This is a genomic window from Halarchaeum sp. P4, assembly GCF_051195175.1.
Lineage (GTDB): Archaea > Halobacteriota > Halobacteria > Halobacteriales > Halobacteriaceae > Halarchaeum.
The window spans coordinates 190551-215100 of sequence record NZ_JBNTKC010000003.1 but is presented as its reverse complement, the minus strand read 5'-3'; the positions used below and the strand labels follow the sequence as shown (position 1 = coordinate 215100).

At 69.9% G+C, this 24550-nt stretch carries 23 protein-coding genes and 1 pseudogene; 13 read left to right on the top strand and 11 right to left on the bottom strand.

Annotated features, from left to right (window positions below; all coding sequences use genetic code 11):
- Positions 1–14 precede the first annotated feature (14 nt).
- Positions 15–392: a cupin domain-containing protein gene (locus ACQUS8_RS12110; RefSeq protein ID WP_435101383.1), complete on the bottom strand. Its 378-nt coding sequence runs from the start codon at positions 390–392 to the stop codon at positions 15–17.
- 99 nt (positions 393–491) lie between these two features.
- Between ACQUS8_RS12110 and ACQUS8_RS12105 the strand changes: the two genes are divergently transcribed.
- Positions 492–1049 carry a hypothetical protein gene (locus ACQUS8_RS12105; protein ID WP_435101381.1) on the top strand — a complete coding sequence of 186 codons (558 nt, stop codon included), beginning with the start codon at positions 492–494 and terminating at the stop codon, positions 1047–1049.
- A gap of 105 nt (positions 1050–1154) precedes the next feature.
- Here the strand turns inward: ACQUS8_RS12105 and ACQUS8_RS12100 are convergent, their stop codons facing one another.
- On the bottom strand, positions 1155–1376 hold the full coding sequence (locus ACQUS8_RS12100; protein WP_435101379.1) for a DUF2249 domain-containing protein: 222 nt from the start codon (positions 1374–1376) through the stop codon (positions 1155–1157).
- Positions 1377–1441: 65 nt separating this feature from the next.
- Positions 1442–2392, bottom strand: coding sequence for an oxidoreductase (locus ACQUS8_RS12095; RefSeq protein WP_435101378.1), 951 nt, complete (start codon positions 2390–2392; stop codon positions 1442–1444).
- Between the two features lie 121 nt (positions 2393–2513).
- Between ACQUS8_RS12095 and ACQUS8_RS12090 the strand changes: the two genes are divergently transcribed.
- On the top strand, positions 2514–2897 hold the full coding sequence (locus ACQUS8_RS12090; RefSeq protein WP_435101376.1) for a hypothetical protein: 384 nt from the start codon (positions 2514–2516) through the stop codon (positions 2895–2897).
- 97 nt (positions 2898–2994) lie between these two features.
- Complete coding sequence (locus ACQUS8_RS12085; protein WP_435101374.1) at positions 2995–4449, top strand: amidohydrolase family protein; 1455 nt, start codon at positions 2995–2997, stop codon at positions 4447–4449.
- A 200-nt stretch (positions 4450–4649) separates the two neighbouring features.
- On the opposite strand, the gene ACQUS8_RS12080 is transcribed toward ACQUS8_RS12085, so the two are convergent.
- From ACQUS8_RS12080 to btuC, 5 genes and pseudogenes are all read right to left on the bottom strand, one after another.
- Positions 4650–5108 (bottom strand): hypothetical protein, encoded by a 459-nt coding sequence (locus ACQUS8_RS12080; protein ID WP_435101372.1) that lies wholly within the window; start codon positions 5106–5108, stop codon positions 4650–4652.
- Between the two features lie 102 nt (positions 5109–5210).
- The gene (locus ACQUS8_RS12075) at positions 5211–7865 is read right to left on the bottom strand and encodes an alkaline phosphatase PhoX (RefSeq protein ID WP_435101370.1); all 2655 of its coding nucleotides are present in this window, start codon (positions 7863–7865) and stop codon (positions 5211–5213) included.
- A gap of 279 nt (positions 7866–8144) precedes the next feature.
- Positions 8145–9056 (bottom strand): annotated as a pseudogene (locus ACQUS8_RS12070) (formate/nitrite transporter family protein); the annotation flags it as partial.
- Positions 9057–9117: 61 nt separating this feature from the next.
- Positions 9118–10389: an ATP-binding cassette domain-containing protein gene (locus tag ACQUS8_RS12065; protein WP_435101368.1), complete on the bottom strand. Its 1272-nt coding sequence runs from the start codon at positions 10387–10389 to the stop codon at positions 9118–9120.
- Positions 10386–11486 (bottom strand): vitamin B12 ABC transporter permease BtuC, encoded by a 1101-nt coding sequence (gene btuC, locus ACQUS8_RS12060; RefSeq protein ID WP_435101366.1) that lies wholly within the window; start codon positions 11484–11486, stop codon positions 10386–10388. Before btuC ends, ACQUS8_RS12065 begins: the two co-directional genes overlap by 4 nt.
- Before the next feature lie 61 nt (positions 11487–11547).
- Here btuC and ACQUS8_RS12055 point away from each other — a divergent pair, with 61 nt between their 5' ends.
- The 10 genes from ACQUS8_RS12055 to ACQUS8_RS12010 all read left to right on the top strand — a co-directional run bounded on the left by ACQUS8_RS12055 (position 11548) and on the right by ACQUS8_RS12010 (position 20455).
- Positions 11548–12654, top strand: coding sequence for a PGF-CTERM-anchored ABC transporter substrate-binding protein (locus ACQUS8_RS12055; RefSeq protein ID WP_435101364.1), 1107 nt, complete (start codon positions 11548–11550; stop codon positions 12652–12654).
- Positions 12655–12660: 6 nt separating this feature from the next.
- Entirely contained in the window at positions 12661–13287 is a 627-nt protein-coding gene (locus tag ACQUS8_RS12050) for an HAD family hydrolase (protein ID WP_435101362.1), read from the top strand.
- Positions 13281–14180: an adenosylcobinamide-phosphate synthase CbiB gene (cbiB, locus tag ACQUS8_RS12045; protein WP_435101360.1), complete on the top strand. Its 900-nt coding sequence runs from the start codon at positions 13281–13283 to the stop codon at positions 14178–14180. The genes ACQUS8_RS12050 and cbiB overlap by 7 nt, the downstream gene beginning before the upstream one ends.
- Complete coding sequence (cobS, locus tag ACQUS8_RS12040; protein ID WP_435101358.1) at positions 14171–14923, top strand: adenosylcobinamide-GDP ribazoletransferase; 753 nt, start codon at positions 14171–14173, stop codon at positions 14921–14923. Before cbiB ends, cobS begins: the two co-directional genes overlap by 10 nt.
- The gene (locus ACQUS8_RS12035) at positions 14923–15468 is read left to right on the top strand and encodes an NTP transferase domain-containing protein (RefSeq protein WP_435101808.1); all 546 of its coding nucleotides are present in this window, start codon (positions 14923–14925) and stop codon (positions 15466–15468) included. The genes cobS and ACQUS8_RS12035 overlap by 1 nt, the downstream gene beginning before the upstream one ends.
- Entirely contained in the window at positions 15465–16463 is a 999-nt protein-coding gene (locus ACQUS8_RS12030) for a nicotinate-nucleotide--dimethylbenzimidazole phosphoribosyltransferase (RefSeq protein ID WP_435101356.1), read from the top strand. Before ACQUS8_RS12035 ends, ACQUS8_RS12030 begins: the two co-directional genes overlap by 4 nt.
- The gene (gene cobD, locus ACQUS8_RS12025) at positions 16453–17460 is read left to right on the top strand and encodes a threonine-phosphate decarboxylase CobD (RefSeq protein WP_435101354.1); all 1008 of its coding nucleotides are present in this window, start codon (positions 16453–16455) and stop codon (positions 17458–17460) included. Before ACQUS8_RS12030 ends, cobD begins: the two co-directional genes overlap by 11 nt.
- Complete coding sequence (locus ACQUS8_RS12020; RefSeq protein ID WP_435101352.1) at positions 17453–18151, top strand: adenosylcobinamide amidohydrolase; 699 nt, start codon at positions 17453–17455, stop codon at positions 18149–18151. The genes cobD and ACQUS8_RS12020 overlap by 8 nt, the downstream gene beginning before the upstream one ends.
- 103 nt (positions 18152–18254) lie before the next feature.
- Positions 18255–18968, top strand: a complete 714-nt coding sequence (locus ACQUS8_RS12015) for a cob(I)yrinic acid a,c-diamide adenosyltransferase (RefSeq protein ID WP_435101350.1) — start codon at positions 18255–18257, stop codon at positions 18966–18968.
- Entirely contained in the window at positions 18968–20455 is a 1488-nt protein-coding gene (locus ACQUS8_RS12010; protein ID WP_435101348.1) for a cobyric acid synthase, read from the top strand. Before ACQUS8_RS12015 ends, ACQUS8_RS12010 begins: the two co-directional genes overlap by 1 nt.
- A 3-nt stretch (positions 20456–20458) precedes the next feature.
- Here the strand turns inward: ACQUS8_RS12010 and ACQUS8_RS12005 are convergent, their stop codons facing one another.
- The 3 genes from ACQUS8_RS12005 to ACQUS8_RS11995 form a co-directional block, all read right to left on the bottom strand.
- Entirely contained in the window at positions 20459–21724 is a 1266-nt protein-coding gene (locus ACQUS8_RS12005) for a dicarboxylate/amino acid:cation symporter (protein WP_435101346.1), read from the bottom strand.
- A 276-nt stretch (positions 21725–22000) separates the two neighbouring features.
- Complete coding sequence (locus tag ACQUS8_RS12000) at positions 22001–22957, bottom strand: transcription initiation factor IIB (RefSeq protein ID WP_435101344.1); 957 nt, start codon at positions 22955–22957, stop codon at positions 22001–22003.
- Positions 22958–23107: 150 nt separating this feature from the next.
- A complete protein-coding gene (locus ACQUS8_RS11995; protein WP_435101342.1) occupies positions 23108–24436 on the bottom strand; it encodes a M14 family zinc carboxypeptidase in 1329 nt (442 codons plus the stop codon).
- Positions 24437–24550: the final 114 nt, after the last annotated feature.

Below are 24550 nucleotides of genomic sequence, written 5' to 3'. Positions count from 1 at the left end.
ACGCGTTCGGGGTGTTAGTCGTCCGGGTCGAAGACGCCGCGACGCAGTCCCTCGCGGACGGGTTCGTGCTCCGCGTCGGTCGGCGGCGGGGCGGTGACGAGCGACGCCTCCAGTCGCACGTCCTCGTCCGCGCGGATGCCGCGCTCCACGCCCGCGGGCACCACGACGACCGACCCCGGTTCGACGGCGTGCTCCTCGTCGCCGTCGCGGACGACGCCGGTCCCCGAGTGGACCGTGACCGTCAGGTCGCTCCCGGGGGCGTGGACGGGGATGAACTGGCCGGGTTCGAAGTAGCCGAGCACGACCTTCGCGTGCTCGCTCCGGTGGACGGACTGCGTGGCGAACGATTCGTCGTCGAACGCGCGCTCGGCGTCGAAGCTGGTGGCGGGCATCGGTAGCTCTCGACCGAAGGAGGCGCCGCCATCGGCGTGGGCGTTCCGCCGAACGTGTTCGGAGCGAGAGTCAACTGGCTGGCGGACGCCTAGTGAGGTATGAGTAGCTTCCTCGGTGCCGGCAACCCCGACGACTCGTTCGACGACTGGGGGACGTTCGTGCCCGACCACCTCCCGGAGCCCGGGCCGTTCCTCGCCGACCACGACGTCCTGCGCGGCGACGACCACGTCGCCGTCCACGAGACGGCGCGCGAGCTGTTCGAGGAGCGCGGCGTCTACGACGTGACGTTCGGCTACAACCTCGCACGACTCAACCACGACCAGCGCCACCCCGACGCTGGCTTCCGGTACGCCGAGGAGGAGGGTGGCGACGTCTTGCGCGCGGAGTTCACGCCGACGACGGCGTTCTGCCCGCAGGGCGAGGCGCTCACCGTCGGCGCGTTCCGCGCGTGGAACGGCCTCGCCGAGTGCCACGACTACGACCGCGTCCGCATCCGGGTCGCGCCGAGCCACCAGCAGGCCGACGCGGTGAACGCCCAGCTCGCCGAGCTGGAGGAGACGTTCCGCGAGACGGGCGAAATCCCCGACGAGACAGGGCCGGACACCGGCGGGCGCGGCGAGACGGCCGGGAGTGACGCCGGCGGCCTGCCGTTCTGAGGCAGTCCTCGACCCGCGGCTCTCGTTTTTCGACGGCGACAGGAAGTGTGGACGGCCCGACGCCCGCCGAGTGCGAACGCGGAACGGGCGGCCGGTCGCTCGCGACTACTCGCGTTCGATGTAGACGTGCCACTCGTCGTCGTCGACCTGGTCCGTCTCGTACGTGTAGCCTCGGTCCTGCAGGACCTCGTACAGTGGGACGGGCTCGAAGGAGTTGACGAGGCGGAGTCGCCCGTCGTCGGGGAGGTCGTCGAGGGCGCTCATGATCGTGCTGAACGGCTCACCGTCGTGGTCACGGACGTCGAGGGTGCGGTCTGTGCCCGTCATCACTCGTCACTCCGCCCGCGACCGCCCTGCCAGTTCTCCCGAACACGTTCGGGCTCTCCCCGGCGCTATTCGTGAGGAGTCGGCAAGTCGTAGGTGACGCCGGTGAGGTCCTCGGAGACCGACCAGAGGCGACGCGCGCTCTCGCGGTCGTAGGAGGCGTCGCTCGAGGACTGTTTCTCGGGCGCGCCGCGCATCTGCATGAACCCGCCGGGGCCGATGTAGTCGCCGCCGTCGACGTCGGGCGCGGTCGCGGCGTACAGCATCGGGAGCGCGCCCCGATCGGCCGGCTGGGCGAGGACGGCGTTCGCGGCCTGCATGAGGAGGAGGCGGAGCCGCGACCCGCGCTGCTCGGGGCCGCGACGCTGGAGGTTCGTCGCGGCATACCCGGGGTGGCAGGCGACGCTCCGCACGCTCGCGCTCGCCGCGCGGAGCCGCCGGTCGAGTTCGTAGGCGAACAGGAGGTTCGCGAGCTTCGACTGGGCGTAGGCGTCCCAGGGGTCGTAGGACGCCTCGCCGTGGAGGTCGTCGAAGTCCATCTCGCCGCGCTCGTGGACGCCGCTCGACTGCGTGACGACGCGCGTCTCGCCGGGCGTCTCGCGGAGGACGTCGAGGAGCAGGCCGGTGAGCGCGAAGTGGCCGAGGTGGTTGACGCCGAACTGCGTCTCGAAGCCGTCCGCGGTCTCGGAGCGCGGAATCGCCATCACGCCCGCGTTGTTGCAGAGCACGTCGAGTCCCGCGCGCTCGCGGCGGAACCGCTCGGCGAACGACCGCACGGAGTCGAGGTCCGCGAGGTTGAGTTCGAACACGGTCAGCGACGCCCCCGGAACCGCCTCCCGAATCTCCTTGCGGGCCTCCTCGCCGCGCTCGACGTCCCGACACGCCATCACGACGTCCGCGCCGTGCCCGGCGAGTGCGCGCGTCGCCTCGTAGCCGAGACCGCTGTTCGCGCCCGTCACGATAGCCGTCTGCCCTGACAGGTCGGGCATGTCCGTCGTGCTCCAGTCGTCGGTACTCATCTCGCCCGACGGTTCGGCCGACGGACACGTATGCGTTCGGGCGACAGCGATCGATTCCGGGGGCGGCCCTCGCCGCCGGTTCGCGCACGACTCAAGTACGCCGAGCACGAACGGACTGGTAGTGTCTGAGAGGCTCGAACTTCCGACGGGCGAGACGGTGACGCCCGACGACGTGTTCCACTACGGCGGCTATCCCTATCGGTTCCGCCCGCTCCCGGGCGACCGGTACGCGTTCGCGCTCACCCCGCTCTACTGGGGCGAGAGCGACATGGACGTGCCGTTCCCGGACGAGGCGGCGCTCGCGGAGCAGTGGGAGGACTCGCGCGGCGTCCTCAGCGACGAGGAGTGGCGCGAGTGGCTCGCAGACGCCCGCGACGACGAGCGCTTCAGCGACGCGGAACTCGACGCCATCGCGGACGAACTCGGCATCGCGGACGACACCGGCAGCGAAGCGGCCGACTCCGGGTCGCTCGTCGGTCGCGTGCGGGACGCCCTCGGCCTCTAGTTCTCGCGCTGGGCGACGTTCGCCGACACCGGCGCGTGACTGCGCCCACTACGTGTGGGAGAAACATTCACACTCGAAGCCGAGAAACAGCGGCAGTATGAGCGAGCTCGTCATCCACGACGCGGTGGTCGTGACGATGGAGCGCGACCGGCGGCTCCTCGAACGCGGCACCATCAGGGTGGTCGACGGGACCATCACCGACGTCGCGCCGACGACGGCCGCCGACTGGCACGCGTCCGCCGACCGCGTCATCGACGCAGACGGCATGGTCGCGATGCCCGGTCTCGTCGACGCGCACCGCCACACCGACTTTGCGCTCGTGCAGGGGCTGTTCAGCGACCTCGAGGGCGAGGCGGTGCTCAAGGAGGCGCTTGCGCTCTATCACTCGGCCGACCTCGAGCTGGACGAGTCGTTCTTCGAGGCGGCGTGGCGGCTCGCCTGCCTCCGGCAACTCACGCACGGCGTCACCACCGTCAACGCGATGGACTTCACGCCCGAGCTGGGCGCACGCGCGCTCGGCGACGCCGGCCTGCGCGGCGTCGTCGGCCCCGAACTCGCGGACCTGCTCAAGCCCGCGTCGGCACGGACGCAGCTCGCGGAGGCACGCGCGTTCATCGAAAACTACCACGAGTCCTACGGGGGGCGCGTCACGGCGAGCATTGCACCGGGCGGCGAGGCCGGCTGTTCGCGTGACCTCTGGGCGGGCGTCGCCGACCTCCGCCGCGAGTACCCGGACCTCCTCCTCCACACCCACCTCTACGACACGGCCGAGGCGGAGACGCTCGCGGCCGGCACCGGTGCGTCCGACCCGCTCACTCTGCTTGAGGACCTCGGGCTGCTCGACGAGCGCACGCTCCTGACACACCTCCTCCATGCCGATCGCGAGGACGCGCACCGTATCGCCGACGCCGGCGCGCACGTCCTCCACTGTCCGACTGTGTACAGCTACTTCCGGGCCGGCGAGCGGACGTGGTTCCCGCTCCCCGCGCTCCGGGAGTTCGACGTGACCGTGGCACTGGGGCTTGACGACCCGTTCTGGTTCGACTGCTGGGACCTCTTCCAGGAGGCGAAACACGCCCGGCTGCTGGCGAACTTCGAGTACGGCGCCCAGCAGTGGGCCTCCTACGACCTGCTCGAGACGCTCACCATCGACGCCGCCGACGCGCTCGGAATGGCCGACGAAATCGGGAGTCTGGAAGCTGGCAAGCGCGCGGACGTCCTCCTCCTCGACGTCGACACGCCGCGCCTCCGGCCGTTCAGCAACCTGCCGTCCGTGCTCACGAACTCGGTGACGGCCGGGGATGTCAGCACCGTCATCGTTGACGGGGAGGTGCTGCTCGACGACGGCGAAGTCCGGTCGATGGACGTCACGGACGTCTACGAGGCCGCGGAGCGCGAGCGAGAGCGCCTGCAGACACGACTGGGGTGGGAGTCGTCGCTCGCCGGCAGCACACCGCCCGAGAAATCGCTGCTCCGGCGCGTGTCGGCGCGGCCCATTGGTCGCCTCGTACAACACTACGCGCGCGGCGCCGTCGCCAAACACCTCCCCTGACGTGGAAAATCGGGTAGAAGCGACTGGCTCGGCGTATTCTCTCTTGGCCGCCGGTAGTCGCGTCGACTGCTGCGTGAATCCGTTCCTCTCGCCCAGACAGTATGATTAAGCAGTATTACTGGGCAGTATGACTATTAATGGTTCGGAGACGGCGAGTGAGGTGGGACCGGGACGGACGCTTAGCCCACCGCTCGGCGCCGTCAGGCGAGGCCGCGTTCCTCCGCGCCCTCGCGGACCTGCTGGGCACGCTTCCGGACGCGGTTGGCGTAGCGCTGGACCTTCTCGGGTTTCACGCCGTAGTAGGAGGAGACCCACTGCTCGTCGACTGTGGGCCACGTGAGGAAGTAGGCGACGAGCGTGTCCCGGCCGGCCTGGACGATTTCGGGCGGGATGCCGCGCTCGCCCGTTCCGGCCTCCTGGAAGCCGTTGACGTCGAAGTAGACGTCCGCGTACAGCGTCGCCGTCTCGGCGTCCTCGAAGGTAACGCCCTCGTGGTCGGGTGCCTCGAAGCGGTAGACCGTCTCGCCGTCGTCGTCGGTCTCCGCGCGGATGCGGACGTCGAGGATGTACTCGCGATACGGTTCGGCGGACGCCGTGGGGTGGTCGGTCGTCGGTGCGTCGGACGTCCGGTCGTCGGTCGGGGTGTGTGAGTGGGTCATCAGTTGGGAGCGAAGGAATTGGGGTGGTGTGCTGCCGAGCGTGCCCGCGGCGACGAGCGCCCGGGAGGTCGCGCTATCCGAGCGCTCGGTGTCTCGTCGCGCTCAGTTGATGTCGCGGTAGAGGGTGACGACGTCGTCGTAGTCGAGTTCGCCGTTCTCGTTGAAGTCGTAGGCCGTCTTGTGGAGCCGAACGCTCTCGGAGTCGAAGCTCTCGAAGAGCGCGTTGACGTCCTCGTAGTCGAGGCGGCCGTTGCCGTTGAGGTCCTCGTAGTGGCCGTCGCCGTCGAGGTCCTGCGGGGTCTTCGACCCGGTGAGCGTCGGCGGGCCGGTGACGAGGACGCCCATTCGCGTTTCGACGTCGATGGACTGGCCCTCCTCGTCGTCGAGGCTCGCGGCGTCGACGCTGAGGTCCGTCGTCCCCGTGCTATCGCCGCGCACGGTGAGCGAGGCGAGTTCGACGCTGCGGCCGGACTGGAGGTTCCGCTCGACGTCGGCGACCCGAATCGTCGCCGTGGAGCCGTCGTCGCTGACGGTGCTCTTGGTGAGGCCGAGCGCGTCCGGGAACTCGACGCCCGTGATGGTCGCGACCTCGGGGTTGCTCAGCGAAATCGTGATGTCGCCGCCGGAGAAGCCGGTGGGGAGCGACGTCGCCTCAACCGCGACGGACGCGGTTTCGCTCTGGTTGACGGCGACGGACGCGACGTCCACCATCACGTTCGGCTGGTAGACGTAGAGGCCGTCGTTCGGGTAGGAGCGAGCGGGGCCGCCGAAGCCGTCCTCACAGCAGAGGACGCGGCCGTCGCGCATCGTGTAGATGTTGTCGATGTTCCGAATCGCGTCGTCGGCGTCCTCGGGCGGGTCGGTGAAGTCCGGGCCGGTGACGACCGGTTCGAGGCGCGAGACGTTGTAGTCGGGCTCGAGCTCGGCGCGGTAGACGACGCCGCCGTCGACGCGGTCGAGCTGGATGTCGCCCTCGTCGTTGGCGAGGTCGTCGTTGAACTCGGAGATGCCGAAGTAGACGAAGTCGCCGGGCTGGGAGTCGTCGACGCTGTCGACGCCCTCGGCCTTGTTGAACTCGATGGACGCGCCGATTTCCTTCGCGGCGGCGCGGGTCTCGAGGAAGGGGACCTTGCGGAGGTCCTCGTCGACGCCGTCGGGGCCGCGCTTCTCGTACTGCGTCGCCCACTCGACGATTTCCTCGTTCGTGATGTAGGTCCGGTTGCCGTTCTCGATGACTTCGAGGTCGGCTTCCTTCAGCGCCGTCGCGGGGTCCTCCTGCCAGTCGGTGTCGGCGTGAGTTTCGAGGTAGTCGACCTGGGTGACGTCGTCGTACTCGGCGATCCACGACGCGACTTCGCCGTTGGTGGCGTGACCGAGTTCGATCCACTCGACCTCGAGCGGCGTCGTCGCCGGGGAGTTACGCTGGCCAGCCTCGGCGGCGTTCGCGGCGTCGTTCGTGATCTTCGGCGCGTAGAGCGTGCCGGCGATGTTGTCGGTGTCGTCGTAGCTGTCGATGGGCTTGTCGGCAACGAACTTGTAGATACCCTTGCTGTCGCCGTCCGAGCACGCGTAGACGGTCTTGCGGTCGCCCTGGATGTCCGGTGCCTCCCAGGCGGCGCGACCCATCACCCAGTACTTGATGGGCTGGGGGGTGTCCGCGGTCGGCTTGCGGACGTCGACGAAGTAGCCGTAGCGGTACGGGTTCGGGTAGCCCTCGCCGAGCGGGACCGTCGCAAGGTTCTTGCCCTCGCTCTGGTCGACCGGGTCGGTACCGAGGTAGTAGGCGAGTTTCTCGGTGCCGTCGGAGCCGGCACCCTGAATCGTGAAGGGTTTCTCGAGGTCGCCTTCCTCGGCGTACGTCCTGACGGCGTCGACGATTTCGGTCGGGTTCGGCCGGTTCCAGAACTGGCAGCCGCCGATCATCCCGACGCCGGTGCCGGCCTCAACGATGTCGCTGACCGTGTGGTTGTAGGAGACGCGCGTGTGGCCGTAGTTCTCCTCGGCGGAGATCATCGTCCCCCATGGGCTACGGTCGCCGTAGCAGTTGGTGGTCGTGCCGCCGATTGCACGGAAGGCCTCGGTGTTCGCGAGGTTCATCGCGTTCTCGAGGTCCGCCTCCCACTCGCCGGCGTCGGTCTGGCTGATGGGGACGCGGCTGATGTTGCCCGGGCGCTCCTCCCAGTTCGTGAAGAGATAGCCCTCGGTGCCCGCCTCGTTCGTCGGCACGAACTGGTTGCAGTCGGGGCCGCTCCCCGCGCCGCCGCCCGAGCCCGCGAAGTTCTCCGAGACGACGTTCGTCCCGTCCGGGGTCTGGGTGACGCCGAGCAGCTCCTCGCCGTCACCGATGGGCTCGCGCCCGTGGAAGAGCATCGTGTAGTCGCCGGCCTCCGTGTGGACGCGGCGCTGTTCTTTCTTCGTGTCCGGGACGTCGACTTCCGTGAAGTCCGCGTTGCTCCCGTCGAAGGTGAAGTTGAAGCCCGCGAAGTAGCCGACGCCGGCGCGACCGTACGGTTCGGGGTTGTCCCCGCTGGGATGCTGGAGGCTGTAGAGCAGCGACCCGTCCTGGAAGACGAACGGGCCCGTGACTTCCGCCCCGAACGCCGTCGTCGCGAAGCGCTTGAGACTTCCGTTCACGCTCGGCGCGCCCGGCGTGTCGGATTCCGATACCTCGGCGGCGCTCGCACTGCCCATCACGCTCGCTCCGAGCGCTGCGGCGGCGGACGACGCCATCAGGTTCCGTCGAGTTAGGTCGACCATGCAACAGGAATCCTGTTAGACCGAATGAAGATGTTTTATAATAGGGTTGTATTGATAGAGTGATAAAACAATATTCTGTACTGTGTGACAGTCTCACACTAGAGATGGTATATATCTCTGAGACCCCCTCTATCACCGCGTTCCTATTGAGGGTGGTCGTCCCGATGTCGGAGATATAGCGCTGCCAAAACGCCATTTCGCATCGGACATGCGACACCCGGGCGGGCGCGGAGACGAGAGTTGACGACGGGCCGATCAGTCGTCGGCCTCGCCGTCGGAGACGTAGGACTCGTCGGGCCCCAGTCCGAGGAGCCACTCGCGCGTGGAGAGTTCGCGGTCGGTGTCCCGCGCGAGGTCGCGGCGCTCCGCGGTCGTCTGGAAGTAGTTCACGACGGTGACGAGCAGGACGCCGCCGACCGTGTTCCCGAGCAAGACCGGGAGGATGAACCCTCCGAGCGACCCGACGAGCGACGCCTGCCCGAGGCACACGAGGTAGACGACTTCGGTGAAGGAGACGACGACGTGGAAGAGGTTCCCGAAGGGAATCGCGAGGAACGCGATGTAGACGAGGACGAGGCGCGACGCCGAGTCCCGGAAGGAGTAATCGAGCCACACGACGCCCGCGACGATGAGGCCGGCGAAGCAGGCCTTGAAGAAGAGGTCCCAGAACGGCGTCTTGACGCCCTTCAGCGCGATGTCGGTGGCGGCGACGGCGGCCTCCGGCGAGAACACGCCCGTGAACGCGAGGACGACGCCGCCGATACCGCCGCCGGCGAAGTTCCCGAGGAGGACGATGCCCCAGATGCGCAGGAGGCGCGGGACGCTCGCCAGCCGTTCGAGGACGAGCACCACCGGCGGGAGCGTGTTCTCCGTGTAGAGCTGATAGCCGCCGAGGACGATGTAGACGAAGCCGAGCGGGTAGAGGAGCGCGCTCAGAATCGGGTCGCCGCCCGTCGACGCCGTCAGCGAGGCGTACAGGAGAAAGGTGACGGTGATGGCGAACCCGGCGGCGAGGCCGCTGAAGAACAGTTCCCGGTCGCTCGTCGTCGCCTCCTCGTCCGCGGCGACGAGGATGCGCTGGAAGATTTCGTGCGTCTCGAAGCGGTCGCGAATCGTCGACCCGACCGCCGGCGCGCCGTGCGAGGACTGCGGTGCGGACTCGGCCGTCGCGTCTGACTCGTCGACTGTCATCCGTTGTCGCACCCTGCACTCGCGGGCGGGAAGAATCTTCCCGCCGAGCGCATCGCACGCCTCAGTCGTCGGCATCGAGCGGCCGCTTCGGAGGCGTCGAGTCGCCGACTGCGGCCGCAATCGCGTCGAGCGCGTCCTCGGAAGCGACGACGCGGCCACGCTCGCGGAGGCGCTCGTAGCTCTCGCGGGCGCGCCCGCCGGCGTCGTTCCGCTCCTCGAACGGGCGGTCCTCGACGACGACGAGGCTGTCGGCGCGTGCGGCCGCCTCGAGGTTCCGACGGTTCCCGTCGCTGACGTCGATGTCGGTGACGACCGTGACGTCTGCCGCGTCGACGTGGCGCTCGACGCGGGCGGCGGTTTCGGTGTCGACGGCGGTGTACGGTGGGACGGTGACGGCCGGGACGTCGAGCGCGCGGGCGCTCTCGTGGTCGGCGTCGCCGACGGGGACGGCACCGACGGTGACGTCGTAGCCGGCCGTGGTGAGCGCGTAGAGCAACTCGCCGGCGGTGCCGCCGCCGCCGACGACGTGGACACGGCCCTCGGCGTCACGCGTCTCCGGGAGTGCGGTGACGGCGGGCGTCCCGGTGACGGTGTCGGGCGTGATGGCGGCGTTCGCGCCGAAGGAGTCTGCGAGTCGCGGCGCGGTGAGTACCTCCTCCGGGGGGCCGTAGGCGAGGACGCCCCCGTCGGAGAGCAGGAGGAGTTCGTCGCAGTAGCGCGCCGCGAGGTCGAGGTCGTGGATGGCGGCGACGGCGGTCTTCCCCTCCGCGACGAGGTCGCTGACGAGTTCGAGCGTGCGAATCTGGTGGTCGATGTCGAGGCTCGCCGTCGGCTCGTCGAGGAGGAGGACTGGGGTCTCCTGGGCGAGCGCGCGGGCGAGGAGGACGCGCTGGCGCTCCCCGCCGCTCACGGAGTCGATGGAGCGGTCGGCGAACTGCGTGATCGTGGTTCGGTCCATCGCGGCGTCGATGGCCTCCCGGTCGGTCTCGTCCGTGTCCGCGAACATCGAGTGATAGGGCATCCGCCCCATCGCGACGACGTCGCGGACGGTGAAGTCGAAGGCGACGGTGGTGTTCTGCGGGACGACGGCGACGCGGCGGCCGACGTCGCGGGCGGACGCGTGCTGGACGTCGAGGCCGGCGACGCGGACGCTTCCAGTTGTCGGCGCGAGCGTCCCGGCGAGCGTGTGGAGCAGGGTGGTCTTTCCCGCGCCGTTCGGGCCGATGAGGCCGACGAGCCGCCCGCGCTCGACGGTGGCGTCGAGGCCGTCGATGACGGTGAGGTCGCCGCGCTCGACGCGTAGGTCCTCGATGTCGATTTGGACGTCCGTCATAGCTCCGCCACCTCGCGCCTGCGGAGGAGGTAGAGGAAGAACGGCGCGCCGACGAAGGCGGTGACGATGCCGACGGGGAGTTGGGCGGGGCCGGAGCGCGCGACGGTGTCGGCGGCGACGAGGAAGGACGCGCCCGCGAGCGCGCTCGTCGGGAGGAGGATGCGGTGGTCGGGGCCGACGAGCAGGCGCATCACGTGCGGGACGACGAGGCCGACGAAGCCGATGACGCCCGAGACGGAGACGGCGATGGCGGTGACGAGCGCGGAGACGGCGAGGAGGATGCGCTTCGTACGCTCGACTTCGATGCCGAGGGTCTGGGCGTCCTGCTCGCCGAGGAGGAGGACGTTGAGGTGGCGCCGATAGCCGATGAGGACGGCGAAAAGGAGCGGAAGCGTGAGGCCAGTGGCGGTGACGTCGCCCCAGCTCGCGTTCTGGAGGTGGCCCATGAGCCAGTACATCGCGGAGCGGAGTTCGTTCCCGCTCTGGACGAGCATGTACGAGATGACGGCGCCGAGGAAGGTCTCGACGGCGACGCCGGCGAGGAGGAGGGTGGTGACGGGGGTGCGGCCGCCCCGCGTTCCGAGGGCGTAAATGCCGAACGCGGCGAGCAGGCCGCCGAGGAACGCGGCGCCGTGGAGGCCGAGGCCGAAGGGGAGGCTGACGCCGACGGTGATGACGGTGACGGCGCCGACGGCGGCGCCGGAGGAGACGCCGATGATGGAGGGGTCGGCCATCGGGTTCCGGAAGAACCCCTGCATGACGGTGCCGGCGAGCGCGAGCGCGAAGCCGACGAGCGCGGCGAGCACGATTCGTGGGAGCCGAATCGTCATGACGATGATGCGGCTCGGCTCGGGCGTCCGGAAGTCGAAGAGGTGCGTGGTGCCGACGGAGACGGTGGGGACGACGACGTCCGTGGCCCCGAGGGTGCCGAGATGGACGGAGAGCGACGTGGGGACGACCAGGGCGTTGAGACAGATTTTCGCGACGGTGAGTGCGGGAATGGAGACGGAGCCGATGCCGGCGCTCACGAGGACGGTCACGACGAGGAGCGCCGTGAGCCCGAGCGACCAGCTACCGACTTTGAGTCCCGCTCGCATCCGAATGAAACTCTGCTTTCGATAGCTAAATATTTATTGCGATGCCGCCTTGTGTGGGACGATGCGTCACCGACTCTTGGCTGTCTTCACGGTCTTCCTGCTCCTCTTCGCGGGGGCCGCACCGGCGGCAGCCGCGACCGGACCCGTACAGAGCCACTCGAACACGAACCAGTCCACCACCGCGACCTGTAGCTTCCCGGTCTCCGTCACGGACGCGACCGGCACCAACGTGACCGTCACGGAGAAACCCGAGCGCGTCGTCACGCTCAGCCCGAGCGCCGCCCAGACGATGTGGGAAATCGGCGCGAAGGACCAGGTCGTCGGCGTCACACAGCACGCGAGCTACCTCGAGGGCGCGAGCAGCCGGGCGAACGTCTCCGGCTCCGGCAGCTCGTACATCGACCAGGAGAAGGTCGTCTCCCTCGAACCCGACCTCGTTCTCGCTCCCGACACCATCTCCAACGAGACCGTCCAGAAGCTCCGCGCGGCGAACCTGACCGTCTACCACTACCCGCCCGCGGACTCCATCGACACCATCAAACAGCAGACACTCACGACCGGGACACTCGTCGGCGCCTGTGACGGCGCGAACGAGACGGTCGCCGAGATGGAGTCGAAACTCGAGACCGTCCGTAACGCCGTCGAGGGCGAGGACCGCCCCCGCGTCATCTACACGTTCTTCGGCTACACGGCCGGCAACAATACCTTCATCAACAAGATCATCGAGACCGCCGGCGGGACGAACGTCGCCGCCGAGGCCGGCATCAGCGGCTACGCGGAGATAAACCCGGAGACTATCGTCAACCAGAACCCCGAGTGGATCATCCGGAACAGCCAGAACCCGACGGTCCCGAAGACCGCCGCGTACAACAGCACTGACGCGGTGAAGAACGGGAACGTCATCGTCCTCGACTACAACTACCTGAACCAGCCCGCCCCGCGCGTCGTTCAGCCGATTACGCGACTCGCGAAGGCGATGCACCCCGACGCGTTCGCGGCCGCGAACCAAACCACGACGAACGCGTCGACCACGACGACCACGGGGAACGCGACTACCACGACCGCGGCTGAGACGACGACGTCCGGCGGGTCCGCCGGCTTCGGCGTCGCCGCCGCGCTCGCTGGCCTCCTCGCCGCGCTCGCCATGGCGACCCGTCGCTTCGACTGACGCCCGATGTACGTCTCGTTCGACCTCTTCGGCACGCTCATCACGGCGTCCCGGCCGGCCGACCCGGCCGCGGCAGTCGCCGACGAACTCGCCGCACGCGGCGTCCGCGTGCCGGACGCGTGGGACGAGGCGTACCGCGAACCCCACTTCTCCGTCGAGCCGGGCCGCGAGTACGCGCTCCCGGAGCACGTGCTCGCCGCGCTCGACAGCCGCGGCGTCGCCGCGCCGCGCGACATCGTCGTCGAGGCAGTCACCGCGGCGTTCGACGGTGACGTCGAGACGCGACCGGGTGCGCGCGCCGCCGTGGAGGCGGCCGCCGCCGAGGGCCGGGTGGGCGTGCTCTCGAACTGTAGCGTCCCCGGCCTCGTCGAGCGCACGCTCGCGGCGTCCGACCTCTCCATGGGGCGCTTCGACGCGGTCGTCGCGAGCGTCGACTGCGGCTGGCGGAAACCCGACCAGCGTGCGTTCGCGGCCGTCGCGGACGCGCTCGGCGGCTCGGTTCCCTCGCTCGTCCACGTCGGTGACGACCCGGAGACCGACGGGGGCCTCGCCGACGCCGGCGGCACGCCCGTCCTGGTGGCGGAAACGCCGCTCTCGGGCGTCCCCGACCGACTGGAGGGCATCTCGTGCTGAGTTCGCTCGCGGCGCTCGCGCTCGCGTTCGCCCTCGACGCGGCCGTCGCCGAGCCACCGGGGCGCGTGCACCCGGTCGCCCTCTACGGCCGCGCCGTCACCGCGCTGGACCGCGAGTGGTCCGTTCCGCGTTTCACTGGCGTCGTCGTCGCGCTCGCCCTCCCGCTCGCCGCGGCCGCGCTCGCCGCGCTGACTGTCGTCGGCGCGGGACGCGTCCACCTCGGCGTCGCGACCGCACTCGCCGGCCTCTGGGTGTTCGCGACGACGAGCCGCCGGATGCTTGTCGACCTCGCCAGCGACGTCGTCGCGCGCATCGACGCCGCCGACGACGCGACTCACACGCGAATTCGGGGCCTCGTCGGCCGCGACACGAGCGACCTCAGCGACGGCGAACTCCGGAGCGCCGCCGTGGAGAGCGCCGCCGAGAACCTCGCGGACGGCCTCGTCGCGCCGCTACTCGCGTTCGCCGTCGGCGCGCAGGCCTCGCTCGCGCTCGGCGTCGCGGCCGCCGTCTGGGTGAAGGCCGTGAACACGCACGACTCCGTGCTCGGCTACCCGTCGAAGCCCCACGGGACGGCGAGCGCGCGCCTCGACGACCTCGTCATGTGGGTGCCCGCGCGCGTCAGCGCCGCGCTCGTCGCGCTCGCGGCACTCGACCCTGGCGCGCTCGCGCGAGCCCGAGCGTGGGCGGGTGCGCCCCCGTCGCCGAATTCCGGGTGGCCGATGGCGACGCTCGCCGCCGCGCTCGACGTCCGACTCGAAAAGCCCAGCGTCTACACGCTCAACCCGGACGCCGCCCTCCCGACGACCGTGGACGCGGAGCGCGGCGTCCGTCTCGTCGACCGCGCGTGCGTGCTCGCCTTCGGCGTCTCGGGGGTGGTCGCGTGGCTCTGAACGCCCTCCGCGGCGCGCTCGGCTTCCTCACCCGCCTCCCGGTCGGCCGGACCGGGCGGGCCTGGAGTGCCTTCTGCGCGACGCCGGCCGCCTTCCCCCTCGCCGGCTATCCAATGGGCGTCGCCCTCCTCGTGCCGTTCCTGCTCGGCCTCGACACCGGGCTGACGGGCTTCGCCTTCCTCCTCGCCGTCTACGCCGTCACGGGCGTCGCGCACGCCGACGCCGTCGCGGACCTCGGGGACGCCGCGGCCGTGCACGGCGACGCCACGCCCGACCGCCGCCGCGAGGTTCTCACGGACTCCGCGGTCGGCGTCGGCGCGGTGCTCGCGCTCGGCCTCGTTCTCCTCGGGACGTGGGTGGCCGCCGCTCGCCTCGCCGCGCTCCCGCTCCGTGCCGCCGCGCTCGTCATCGCTGCCGAGGTCGGCGCGAAACTCGCGATGGCGACCGTCGCCTGCCTCGGCGACGCGACCCACGACGGCCTCGGCGCGGCCGTCAGCGACTCGCTCTCCACGCGGTCGCTCGCGCTCCCCGTCCTCGTCGCGCTCCCGGCAGCACTAGTGACCTATCCGAACCCGGCCGCCGCCGCCGCCGGCCTCGCCGCGGCCCTGCTCACCGCGCTCTGCGTGCTCGCGTGGGCGACGCGGCGGCTTGGCGGCATCAACGGCGACGTCATCGGCGCGTCGAACGAACTCGCGCGCCTCGCCGCGCTCCTCGTGGGGGTGATTGCGTGGACGCACTGGTGATGTGCGGCGGTCGGGGTACCCGCCTCGAGACCGAGCGGGAGAAGCCGCTCTTCCGCGTCGCCGGCCGGCCGATGGTGGAGTACGTACTCGACGCGCTCGAAGCGAGTCGCGTCGACTCGGTTACCGCGGCGGTCACGCCCGCGACGCCCGAGACGGCCGCGCACCTCGACCAGCGCGGCATCGACACCATTGAGACGCCCGGCGAGGGCTACGTGGCCGACCTCGGCGTCGCGCTCGACGCCGTCGACGCGCCCGTGCTCACCGTCGCCGCCGACCTCCCGCTCCTCGACGCCATCGCGGTCAATCGGGTGCTCGCCCGGAGCGCCGGCGACTCCGTGCAGGTCTGCGTTCCCGCGGCACTGAAACGCCGGCTCGGCGCGAGCGCCGACACGACCTACGAACGCGACGGCCGCGAACTCGCCCCCACGGGCGTCAACGTCGTCGCCGACACCGACACCGAAACCATGCACCTCAGTTACGACGCACGCTACGCAGTCAACGTGAATCGCCGCACGGACGCCGACCTCGCGGAGGCCCTGCTGTGACCTTCCTGCTCGTCGCCGGGACGACCGAGACGGCGACCATCGACGGCATCAGCGCCGCGGGCGCGAGCCCCGACCTGATGGCCCAAACGCCGGCTGCGGACGCCGAACTCGTCGCGTACGGTCGCCCGGTCTTCGCGCCGTTCGTCCCGGTCAGCCCGGACGGCTGTCCGACGCCGGGGCTCGTGACGCGCGCCGTCCGCGAGCTCGTCGGCTTCGACGCCGTCACCATCGACGCGGGGCTGGCCGCGCGCACTGCCGCGCCCGCCGTCTCACTCGGGAACGAGCCGGGTCTCGACGTTCGGGACCCGGAGCCGGTGGCGAACGCCGCCGCCCTCTTCGAGGGCGCCGTCGAGTACGCGCGCGGCCACCCCGACGACAGCCTCGTCGTCGGCGAGACCGTCCCCGGCGGAACGACCACTGCGCTCGGCGTCCTCCGCGCGCTCGGCGAGGAGTACGGTGTCTCCTCCTCGCTGCCCGCGAATCCCATCGACCTCAAGCGCGAGGTCGTCGCGGACGCGCTCGACGCGAGCGACCTCGAGCCCGGCGACCTCACGGGCGAGCCAATCGAGGCCGTTCGGCGCATGGGCGACCCGACGCTCGCCGTCACCGCCGGCCTCGTCGAGGGCGGACTCGAGGCGGGGAAGACGGTCACCGTCGCGGGCGGGACGCAGATGCTCGCCGCCGCGACGCTCGTCCGCCACCGCGGCGTCGATGATTCCTTCACGGTCGCCACGACATCGTTCGTCGCCGACGACGACAGCGTGGACGTGCACGCGGCCGCCGACGACCTCGGCGTGGACCTTCGCGTTACCGACCCCGGCTTCGAGCACACGGACCACGTTGCCACCGAGCACTACCTCGCGGGCGTCGCGAAGGAGGGCGTCGGCATGGGCGGCGCGCTCCACCTCGCCGACGAGGCGGGTGTGTCGATGGCGGCCGTCCGCGACCGACTCGTCGAGCGCTACGACGACCTAGTGGGTGACGATGGAGCCTGACGCCGTCCGCGACGTCGGTCGCGAACCCCACGGGAGCAGCGACGACCCCGACATCGTGGACTTCAGCGCGAACACGAACCCACGAATTCCGTCGGGCGTTCGTGAGGTCTACGCGGATGCGCTCGAGGCCGCCCGAACCTACCCCGTCGAGCCCCCGCGCGCCTACCGCGAGGCGGCCGCCGACTACGTCGACTGCGAGCCCACCTCGGTGATTCCGACGCCCGGCGGCCTCGCCGCCATCCGCCTCACAATCGAGGTCTCGGTGAGCGCCGGCGACGACGTGCTCGTGCCCGCACCGAGCTTCGCGGAGTACGCCCGCGAGGTCCGCTTGCAGGGCGCGAACCCCGTTTTCGTCCCGCACGATGAAGTGCTGGACGCCGACCCCAGCGAGTACGCGCTCGCCGTCGTCTGCAACCCGAACAACCCGACCGGCGAGTGCTACGACCCCGACGCCCTCCGTGATTTCGCCGACGCCTGCGCGGACGCGGGGACGCCGCTCCTGGCGGACGAGGCGTTCCTCGGCTTTACCGACGACCCGTCGCTCGCCGGCCGCGACGGCGTCGTCGTCGCGCGCTCGCTCACGAAACTCTTCGGCCTCCCCGGCATTCGCGCCGGGTTCGCCGTCGCGACCGGCGACCAGTCCGAGCGACTCGCCGCCGCGCGCCGCACGTGGAACCTCGGCGCGCCCGCGCTCGCGGTCGGCGAACACTGCATGCGCGACGCCGCGTTCGTCGCCGACACCCGCCGGCGCGTCCGCGAGGAGCGCGCACGACTCCGCGACGCACTCACCGAGCGCTTCGACGTGCACCCGTCCGACGCGCCGTTCCTCCTCCTCGACGTCGGCGACCACGGGGTCCAGTATGTCGTCGAGACGGCACGGGAGCGCGGCGTCGCGGTGCGGGACGCGACGACGTTCCGCGGCCTCGACTCGCACGTCCGGGTCGCCGTCCGCACGCCCGCGGAGAACGACCGACTGGTGGAGGCGCTCGATGTGTGACGCGACGACGAACGCGGGCGTGCTCCGCGTCGCCGCGCCGGGTGCGCGTTGGCTCTCCACCGGCTGGGACGGCGGCTACGTGGCCGCCGACGCCGCCTACAACGTCTCCGTACCTGAGGGCTGGGACCGGACGGACCTCTCGGCGTACGCGGCCGAACGCCGCGCGGACGCCGGGTTCGAGACGAGTGGGCCGACGCTCCTCACCGGCGTCGACATGACGCACGTTCGGGGCGCGCGGAGCGGGAGCGTGACGGCGTACGCGACCGCCGGCGTGTCGAACCCTGCCGTCCTCCCGATGGACGGCGACGCGGACGCAGAAGCGCCGGAGACGCGGAACGCTGACGCCGGCACAGTGAACGTCGTCGTCGGGACGTCCCGCGCGCTCGACGACGCGGGTCTCGCCACGCTCCTCTCGGTCGCCGTGGAGGCGAAGACCGCGACGCTGCTCGCCGAGACCGGCTTCCCGGGGACGACGACGGACGCGGTCGTCACCGGTACGGACCCGGACGGGGAGCCGGCGACGTTTGCGGGGAGCGGGACGGACGTGGGCGCGGCGGCGCGCGCGTGCGTCCGTGACGCCGTCCGGGCGAGCCTCCGGTCGCGTTACGCCGAGCGCGACCTACCGGCGTCCGTCGATGCCGCCGAGCACGGCGTCGTCACTTCTCGGGACGCGGAGGTGTTCTGTGTATGACGGACACCGGTATCGACGGCGACCACGGCGCGCTCACGGGACTCGCACCTACCGCCACGGACTGCCGCACTGCAGACTATTCGCTCGACCACCGCATTCAGACATGACTGACACCACCGATACGACCGACGACGAACACACCGACGCATCGACGGACGACCAACTCGCACAGACCCCCGGGAAGGGTCGCACGCCGACGCCGACCCGCATCGAACCGGCCGCGCCCGAGGCGTTCGGACTCGTGCAGGCCTGGTGGGGTGGCGGGAAGGGGAAGACGACGGCCGCGCTGGGTATGGGCTTTCGCGCCGCCGGCCACGGCTATCGCGTCCACATGCTCCAGTTCATGAAGGGCGGCGCGTCCAGCGTCGAGGACGTCCGTGGCGAGTACAACGCCATCGAGCACTTCCCCGGGTTCTCCTACGAGAACACCGGCCACTACGGCTGGCACGGCCTCATGGACGGGAGCGACGACGACGAGCACGCCGCGAAGGCGCGCGGCGGCCTCCGGCGCGCACGCGAACTCGTCGAGGCGGCCGCGGACGTCGACGGCCCGCTGCCCCTCGATGGGCCCGCCGACGACGGCGTCCACATGCTCATCCTCGACGAAGCCCTCTACGCCGTCGACCAGGGACTTATCGACGAGTCGGACGTCATCGACCTCGTCACCTCGAAGCCCGACGACCTCGAACTCGTCCTCACGGGCAGCCACGCGAAACCCGACTACCTCTACGAGCACGCCGACCTCGTGACGAAGGTACAGAAGGAGAAACACCCCATCGACGCGGGCCAGCGCGCGCGGAAGGGCACCGAGTACTGATGACGGAGACGCTGCTGGTCGCCGGGACGGCGAGCCACGTCGGGAAGAGCACCGTCGCCGCGGGGCTCTGTCGCCTCCTCGCGCGCCGCGGCGTCGCCGTCGCGCCCTACAAAGCCCAGAACATGAGCAACAACGCGCGCGTCGTCGCGACGCCCGACGGCGACCCCGGCGAAATCGGCGTCTCCCAGTACACGCAGGCGCGCGCCGCCGGGGTCACGCCGACGACCGACGTCAACCCCGTCCTCCTGAAGCCGCGCGGCGACGCCGAGAGCCAACTCGTCGTGCAGGGCGAAGCCGTCGGCCACTACGAGGCCGGCACCTACTACGAGGAACACTGGGAGCGCGCGCGTGACGCCGCCGTCGAGTCCTACGAGCGCCTCGCTCGCGAGCACGACGTCGTCATCGCGGAGGGCGCGGGGAGCATCGCGGAAATCAACCTCCACGACCGCGACCTCGCCAACGTCGAGACCGCGCGCTTCGCCGACGCCGACGTCCTCCTCCTCGTCGACATCGAGCGCGGCGGTGCGTTCGCCAGCCTCTACGGCACCCTCGAACTCCTCCCCGAGTCCGTCCGGGAGCGCGTCGTCGGCGCGGCCATCACGAAGTTCCGCGGCGACCCCGCGCTTCTCGAGGCCGGCATCGAGGAGATCGAGTCCCGGACCGGCGTGCCCATCGTCGGCGTCCTCCCCTACGATGACCCCGGCCTCCCCGCCGAGGACTCCGTCTCCCTCCCCGCCGCCGGCGACACCGCCGTTCGTGGTGGCGACGACGGCGTCCCGGCCACCCGGTCGGTGACGGTCGCGGTCCCACGCCTCCCGCACATCTCGAACTTCACCGACCTCGAGCCGCTCGCCGCCGAACCCGGCGTCCGCGTCCGCTACGTCCCCCTCGACGGCAGTCTCGCGGACGCCGACGCCGTCGTCATTCCCGGCACGAAGAACACCGTGGACGACCTGCTTGCGCTCCGCGAGGCCGGACTCGACGCGGCCATCGAGGCGTTCGACGGGCCCATCGTCGGGCTCTGCGGCGGCTACCAACTGCTCGGCGAGCGCGTCCTGAACGCCGGCGTCGAGAGCACCGACGACCACGACACCGTCCGCGGCCTCGGCTGCCTCCCCGTCGAAACGCGCTTCCGAGCGGACAAACACCTCGAACGCGTGACGGTGCCGGTCGACGGCGCCGGCCCCATCGCTGGCGCGACCGGCACCGCGAGCGGCTACGAAATCCACATGGGCCGTACGACCCCTGTCGAGGACGTCGCTCACCCGCTCGGCGACGAGAGCGCGGCGACCGACCGCGTGCTCGGCACCTACCTTCACGGACTCTTCGAGAACCGGGGCGTCCGCCGGGCGTTCCGTGACGCCGTCTACGACCACGCCGGCCGGCGGCCGCCGGAGTCGGCCGCGCCGTCGGACACAGCGTTCGACCGTGCGGCCGACCTCGTCGCCGACAACCTCGACCTCGGCCGACTCGGCCTCGCGCCGTGAGCGTCAGTCGGACGCCCAGACGCCGCGAGTGAAGTCGATGGCGTCGTTCCACTTGCCGGCGAGGGTGGAGACGGCGAGGTCGCCGGTGACGTTGTTCATCGTGGCGATGCGGCCGAGGATGGGGTCGACGCCGGCGACGAAGCCGACGACGGTGAGCGGGAGACCGACGGACTCGAGGATGATGGTGAGCATGATGAGTCCCGCGCCGGGGACGCCGGCGGTGCCGATGCTGACGAGGACCACCGTGACGAGGAGCGTGACCTGATCGACGAGTCCGAGGTGGATGCCGAAGAGGTTCGCGGCGAAGATCGCGGTGATGGACTGCCGAATCGCCGCGCCGTCCATGTTGATGGTCGCGCCGAGCGGGAGGCTGAACCCGTAGAGGCTCTCGTCGATCGCGAGGTCCTCCTCCGCGTTCCGCATCGTCACGGGGAGCGTCCCGGAGGACGACCGGATGGTGAACGCAGTGAGCATCGCGTCCTTTGCGCCGCTGAGGAATGACGTCGGCGACTGGCCGAGCCCGACGGCGGTGATGAGTCCGAGGTACGTGACGAGGATGTGCAGGAGGACCGCGAGCGCGATGGCGCCGACGAGCGCCGCAAGCGAGAGAATCGCGTCAATGCCGTTCGCTGCCATCGAGGACGCCATCAGCGCGAAGACGCCGATGACCGCGTACTCCATGACCGCCCAGACGATTTTGAAGAGCGCCCGTGTGCCGGCGTCGACGAACGCGAAGAAGCCCTCGATCGCGTGCTCGACGGCCTCCTCGTCGGTGGTGTCACGGACGACGGCGAGCGCGAGGCCGAACACGAGCGTGAAGAAGATGGTCGAGAGGATGTCGCCGCTGGCGAGCGCCGAAACGGGGTTGGTCGGGACGATGTTGAGGAAGACGTCGGCGAGCGCCGGGGGCTGTGCGGACTGCGCCTCGCCGCCGGTGAACTCGACGCCAGTCCCGGGGTTCAGGAGGTTCCCGATTGCGAGCCCGAACATCCCGGCGAGCGCAGTCGTCGCCATGTAGAGCAGGACGACAGAGCCACCGATGCGTCCGAGTTTCTCGGGCGTGAGCTTTCGGACGCCGCCGAGGAGCGTGAAGACGATGAGCGGGACGACGAGCATCTCGAGCAACCGAAGGAAGAGGTCGCCGAGCGGTGCGAGCATCGTCGCGGGCTCGCCGACGGCGAGGCCGAGGACCGAGCCGGCGACGAACGCGAACGCGATGCGGTAGACGAGCGGGACTGCTCGATACCGTGACCAGACGCTACGAAGCATACTCGTGTTTGAGCCCTCGGACACCAGTAACGCTCGGTTTCGTCACTCCCCACCGTGACCTCGACCGCTCGTCGGGGGAAGTATCCGCCGTATCGTCGGGGAGGCCGCGCCAGCGCTTCGCGGAACCCGGCTCACTCCCGCATACGCCCGTCGTCGGTACCGGCAACGATCGACGGCTGTCGGGTGGACACGACGCTCGGACGCCGCACACGGCCAGCCAGCACCGGCGGTGGGCTGACACCGGACGGGTTCGGAGCAGAAGGAGGAACCGCGCTGTTAGAGGCCCATAGCTTCGATCTGTTCCTGATAGCGGTTGCGGATGGTGACTTCGGTGACCTGGGCGACGTCGGCGACTTCGCGCTGCGTCCGCTTCTCGTTGCAGAGGAGACCCGCGGCGTAGATGGCGGCCGCGGCGAATCCGGTGGGGCTCTTCCCGGAGAGGAGGCCCTGCTCGGCGGACGTGTCGATGATCTCGTTCGACTTCGCGATGGTCTCCTCCGAGAGCTCGAGGTCGCTGGCGAAGCGTGGGACGAACTGCTTGGGGTCGACGGGCTTCATCTCGAGGGAGAGTTCCTGAGCGACGTAGCGATAGGTGCGCCCGATCTCCTTCTGCTCGACGCGGGAAACCTCCGCGACCTCCTCGAGCGAGCGCGGGATGCCCTCCTTCCGGCATCCCGCGTAGAGGCAGGCGGTGGCGACGCCCTCGATGGAGCGGCCGCGAATGAGGTCCTCGTTGAGCGCGCGCCGATAGATGACCGAGGTGACCTCGCGCACACTGCGGGGGACGCCGAGCGCGGACGCCATCCGGTCCATCTCGCTGAGTGCGAACTGGAGGTTGCGCTCGCCGGCGTCCTTGGTGCGGATGCGCTCCTGCCACTTGCGCAGCCGATGCATCTGGGAGCGCTTCTTCGAGGAGATTGAGCGCCCGTAGGCGTCCTGATCCTTCCAGTCGATCTGGGTCGTTAGCCCCTTGTCGTGCATCGTCTGCGTCGTCGGCGCGCCCACCCGCGACTTCTGGTCGCGCTCGTTCGAGTTGAACGCCCGCCACTCCGGCCCCCGGTCGATCTGGTCGTTGTCGACGACCAACCCGCAGTCCTGACAGATACGCTCACCCTGGTCGGTGATGAGGTTCGCCGAGGCGCACTCCGGACACTGGTGCGTCGAGGCGTCCTCCTCCTCCTCTTGTTCGGCCTGCTCGCGCTCGCGTTCCCGCTCTCGAATCGAGCGTTCCATTCCTATATAAACTCTATTAATGGTATATAAGTGTTAAGCTGGAACTGGACGCGACCACCCCTGATGGCATAGTGAACGCGCAGCGGTCGTGTGGTCTGCGACGCCGCCGTGTGGGGACTTCCGAGAACGTGGGGCAGCCCCGCTACGGCGTCACCGCGTGCCAGTGCTTTCGCCGAACAGCGGCGTGTCGAAGTAGGTGTCGACGCTGTAACCACCGAGCGACGGGTCGTCGGCGAGCGCCTCGAACGACTCGAGGAACCCGGTCGTCGTCAGCTGCAGCATGCGGCCGACCGCCTTCTGCCCGAGGTCGTCGGTCTGATACGCCGTCTCGTAGAGCATCCCGGGGACGCTGTCGCCGCCGTTCGCGAGGTTCGGGCAGAGCGCGTCGAGATACGACCCCCAGAGCGGGTAGTACCCGTAGCGGGTGACGCTGTCGAAGACGCTGTCACCCCGCTGTGCGAGGGCGTCGATGACGAGCGAGTTCAGCCGAATCGACCGCGTACTCGTCTCCTCGTCGAGGAACGGGTTGACGGCCGCCGACACCGGTTCGTAGTCGTCCGGGAAGAACGGCGAACGGTCGCGGTAGTGCTCGCCGTACGGCGCCATGACGCTCAGGAGTGTCTGCTTCTGTGGCTTGTTCCCGTCGCCCGAGCCCGGATAGACGTTCCCGCCCTTGTGGTGGTGCGTGATCGCGTAATCCGGGTCCGTCTCGATGAACGATTCGGTGACGGCCCGCACTTCGGGCGTGAGTCGGAGCCCGCTATCGAAGAGCGTGTGCCCCTCGTGGGGCATGTCCATCGACCACTCGCCGTCCTCCTTCGTCCACCAGTCGGCGTCGTCGTCCGCTCCCGGGGTGAACTCGGCGGGCGGCCGAACGTTGAAGTCCCGGTTCATGTCGTAGCCGGGGTCACCCGCCGGATAGGTGGAGTGGTAGTAGGGTTCGTGTCGCGAGTCGCTCGCCGTCCAGGGCTGTGTGTTCTGCCGACGGCCGACCCACTCCTCGGTGCCGTCGTCGTCGTAGTCGTAGTGGTACATCGCCCCGTCGGGGTTCACCCGTGGGATGATGGTGAACGAGAGGTTGTCGAGGATGTGCTCGACCTGCTGGGAGTGACTCGTCGCGAGCGTCTTGATGAGGTCGAGCGCGACCTCGGTCCCGGTCGGTTCGTCGCCGTGAATCTGCGTGATGAGGTGGACGTCCGTGTCGCCGTCGCCGACCTCTACCTCCCACACCGGGTCGTTGCGTCCGGCGGACCGCGCGATTTCTCGGAGCGAGACGCGTTCGCTCTGCCGTTCGATTTTCGCGAGAGTCCGGGCGAGTTCGTCGTTCGTGTGGAACGCGTTGAGGTTAATCGCGTTCGGACTCCCGCGTTTCGGCCCGCCGGGGCGGTACGTCTCGCCCGGGTCGGCGCTCGCGGTTCCCACGGCACTCAGACTGAGCGATGCGACACCGGCGGTCTTCAGGAACTGTCTCCGTTTCATGGTCGTTTTCTGGGGTGTTACGGTCTACTGCTCGTGTACCGTCTCCACCGCCGTCGGCCAAATACCTGACCCGCTGCCACTTATAATTATCTACCAGTGGGTGTCATAGAACGA

Excerpts from the sequence above, each read along its gene's own strand:
- ACQUS8_RS12110 (WP_435101383.1), bottom strand. The coding sequence starts at position 392 with ATGCCCGCCACCAGCTTCGACGCCGAGCGCGCGTTCGACGACGAATCG.
- ACQUS8_RS12105 (WP_435101381.1), top strand. The coding sequence starts at position 492 with ATGAGTAGCTTCCTCGGTGCCGGCAACCCCGACGACTCGTTCGACGAC.
- ACQUS8_RS12100 (WP_435101379.1), bottom strand. The coding sequence starts at position 1,376 with ATGACGGGCACAGACCGCACCCTCGACGTCCGTGACCACGACGGTGAG.
- ACQUS8_RS12095 (WP_435101378.1), bottom strand. The coding sequence starts at position 2,392 with ATGAGTACCGACGACTGGAGCACGACGGACATGCCCGACCTGTCAGGG.
- ACQUS8_RS12085 (WP_435101374.1), top strand. The coding sequence starts at position 2,995 with ATGAGCGAGCTCGTCATCCACGACGCGGTGGTCGTGACGATGGAGCGC.
- ACQUS8_RS12080 (WP_435101372.1), bottom strand. The coding sequence starts at position 5,108 with ATGACCCACTCACACACCCCGACCGACGACCGGACGTCCGACGCACCG.
- ACQUS8_RS12075 (WP_435101370.1), bottom strand. The coding sequence starts at position 7,865 with ATGGTCGACCTAACTCGACGGAACCTGATGGCGTCGTCCGCCGCCGCA.
- ACQUS8_RS12065 (WP_435101368.1), bottom strand. The coding sequence starts at position 10,389 with ATGACGGACGTCCAAATCGACATCGAGGACCTACGCGTCGAGCGCGGC.
- btuC (WP_435101366.1), bottom strand. The coding sequence starts at position 11,486 with ATGCGAGCGGGACTCAAAGTCGGTAGCTGGTCGCTCGGGCTCACGGCG.
- ACQUS8_RS12055 (WP_435101364.1), top strand. The coding sequence starts at position 11,548 with ATGCGTCACCGACTCTTGGCTGTCTTCACGGTCTTCCTGCTCCTCTTC.
- ACQUS8_RS12050 (WP_435101362.1), top strand. The coding sequence starts at position 12,661 with ATGTACGTCTCGTTCGACCTCTTCGGCACGCTCATCACGGCGTCCCGG.
- ACQUS8_RS12035 (WP_435101808.1), top strand. The coding sequence starts at position 14,923 with ATGTGCGGCGGTCGGGGTACCCGCCTCGAGACCGAGCGGGAGAAGCCG.
- cobD (WP_435101354.1), top strand. The coding sequence starts at position 16,453 with ATGGAGCCTGACGCCGTCCGCGACGTCGGTCGCGAACCCCACGGGAGC.
- ACQUS8_RS12020 (WP_435101352.1), top strand. The coding sequence starts at position 17,453 with ATGTGTGACGCGACGACGAACGCGGGCGTGCTCCGCGTCGCCGCGCCG.
- ACQUS8_RS12015 (WP_435101350.1), top strand. The coding sequence starts at position 18,255 with ATGACTGACACCACCGATACGACCGACGACGAACACACCGACGCATCG.
- ACQUS8_RS12010 (WP_435101348.1), top strand. The coding sequence starts at position 18,968 with ATGACGGAGACGCTGCTGGTCGCCGGGACGGCGAGCCACGTCGGGAAG.
- ACQUS8_RS12005 (WP_435101346.1), bottom strand. The coding sequence starts at position 21,724 with ATGCTTCGTAGCGTCTGGTCACGGTATCGAGCAGTCCCGCTCGTCTAC.
- ACQUS8_RS12000 (WP_435101344.1), bottom strand. The coding sequence starts at position 22,957 with ATGGAACGCTCGATTCGAGAGCGGGAACGCGAGCGCGAGCAGGCCGAA.
- ACQUS8_RS11995 (WP_435101342.1), bottom strand. The coding sequence starts at position 24,436 with ATGAAACGGAGACAGTTCCTGAAGACCGCCGGTGTCGCATCGCTCAGT.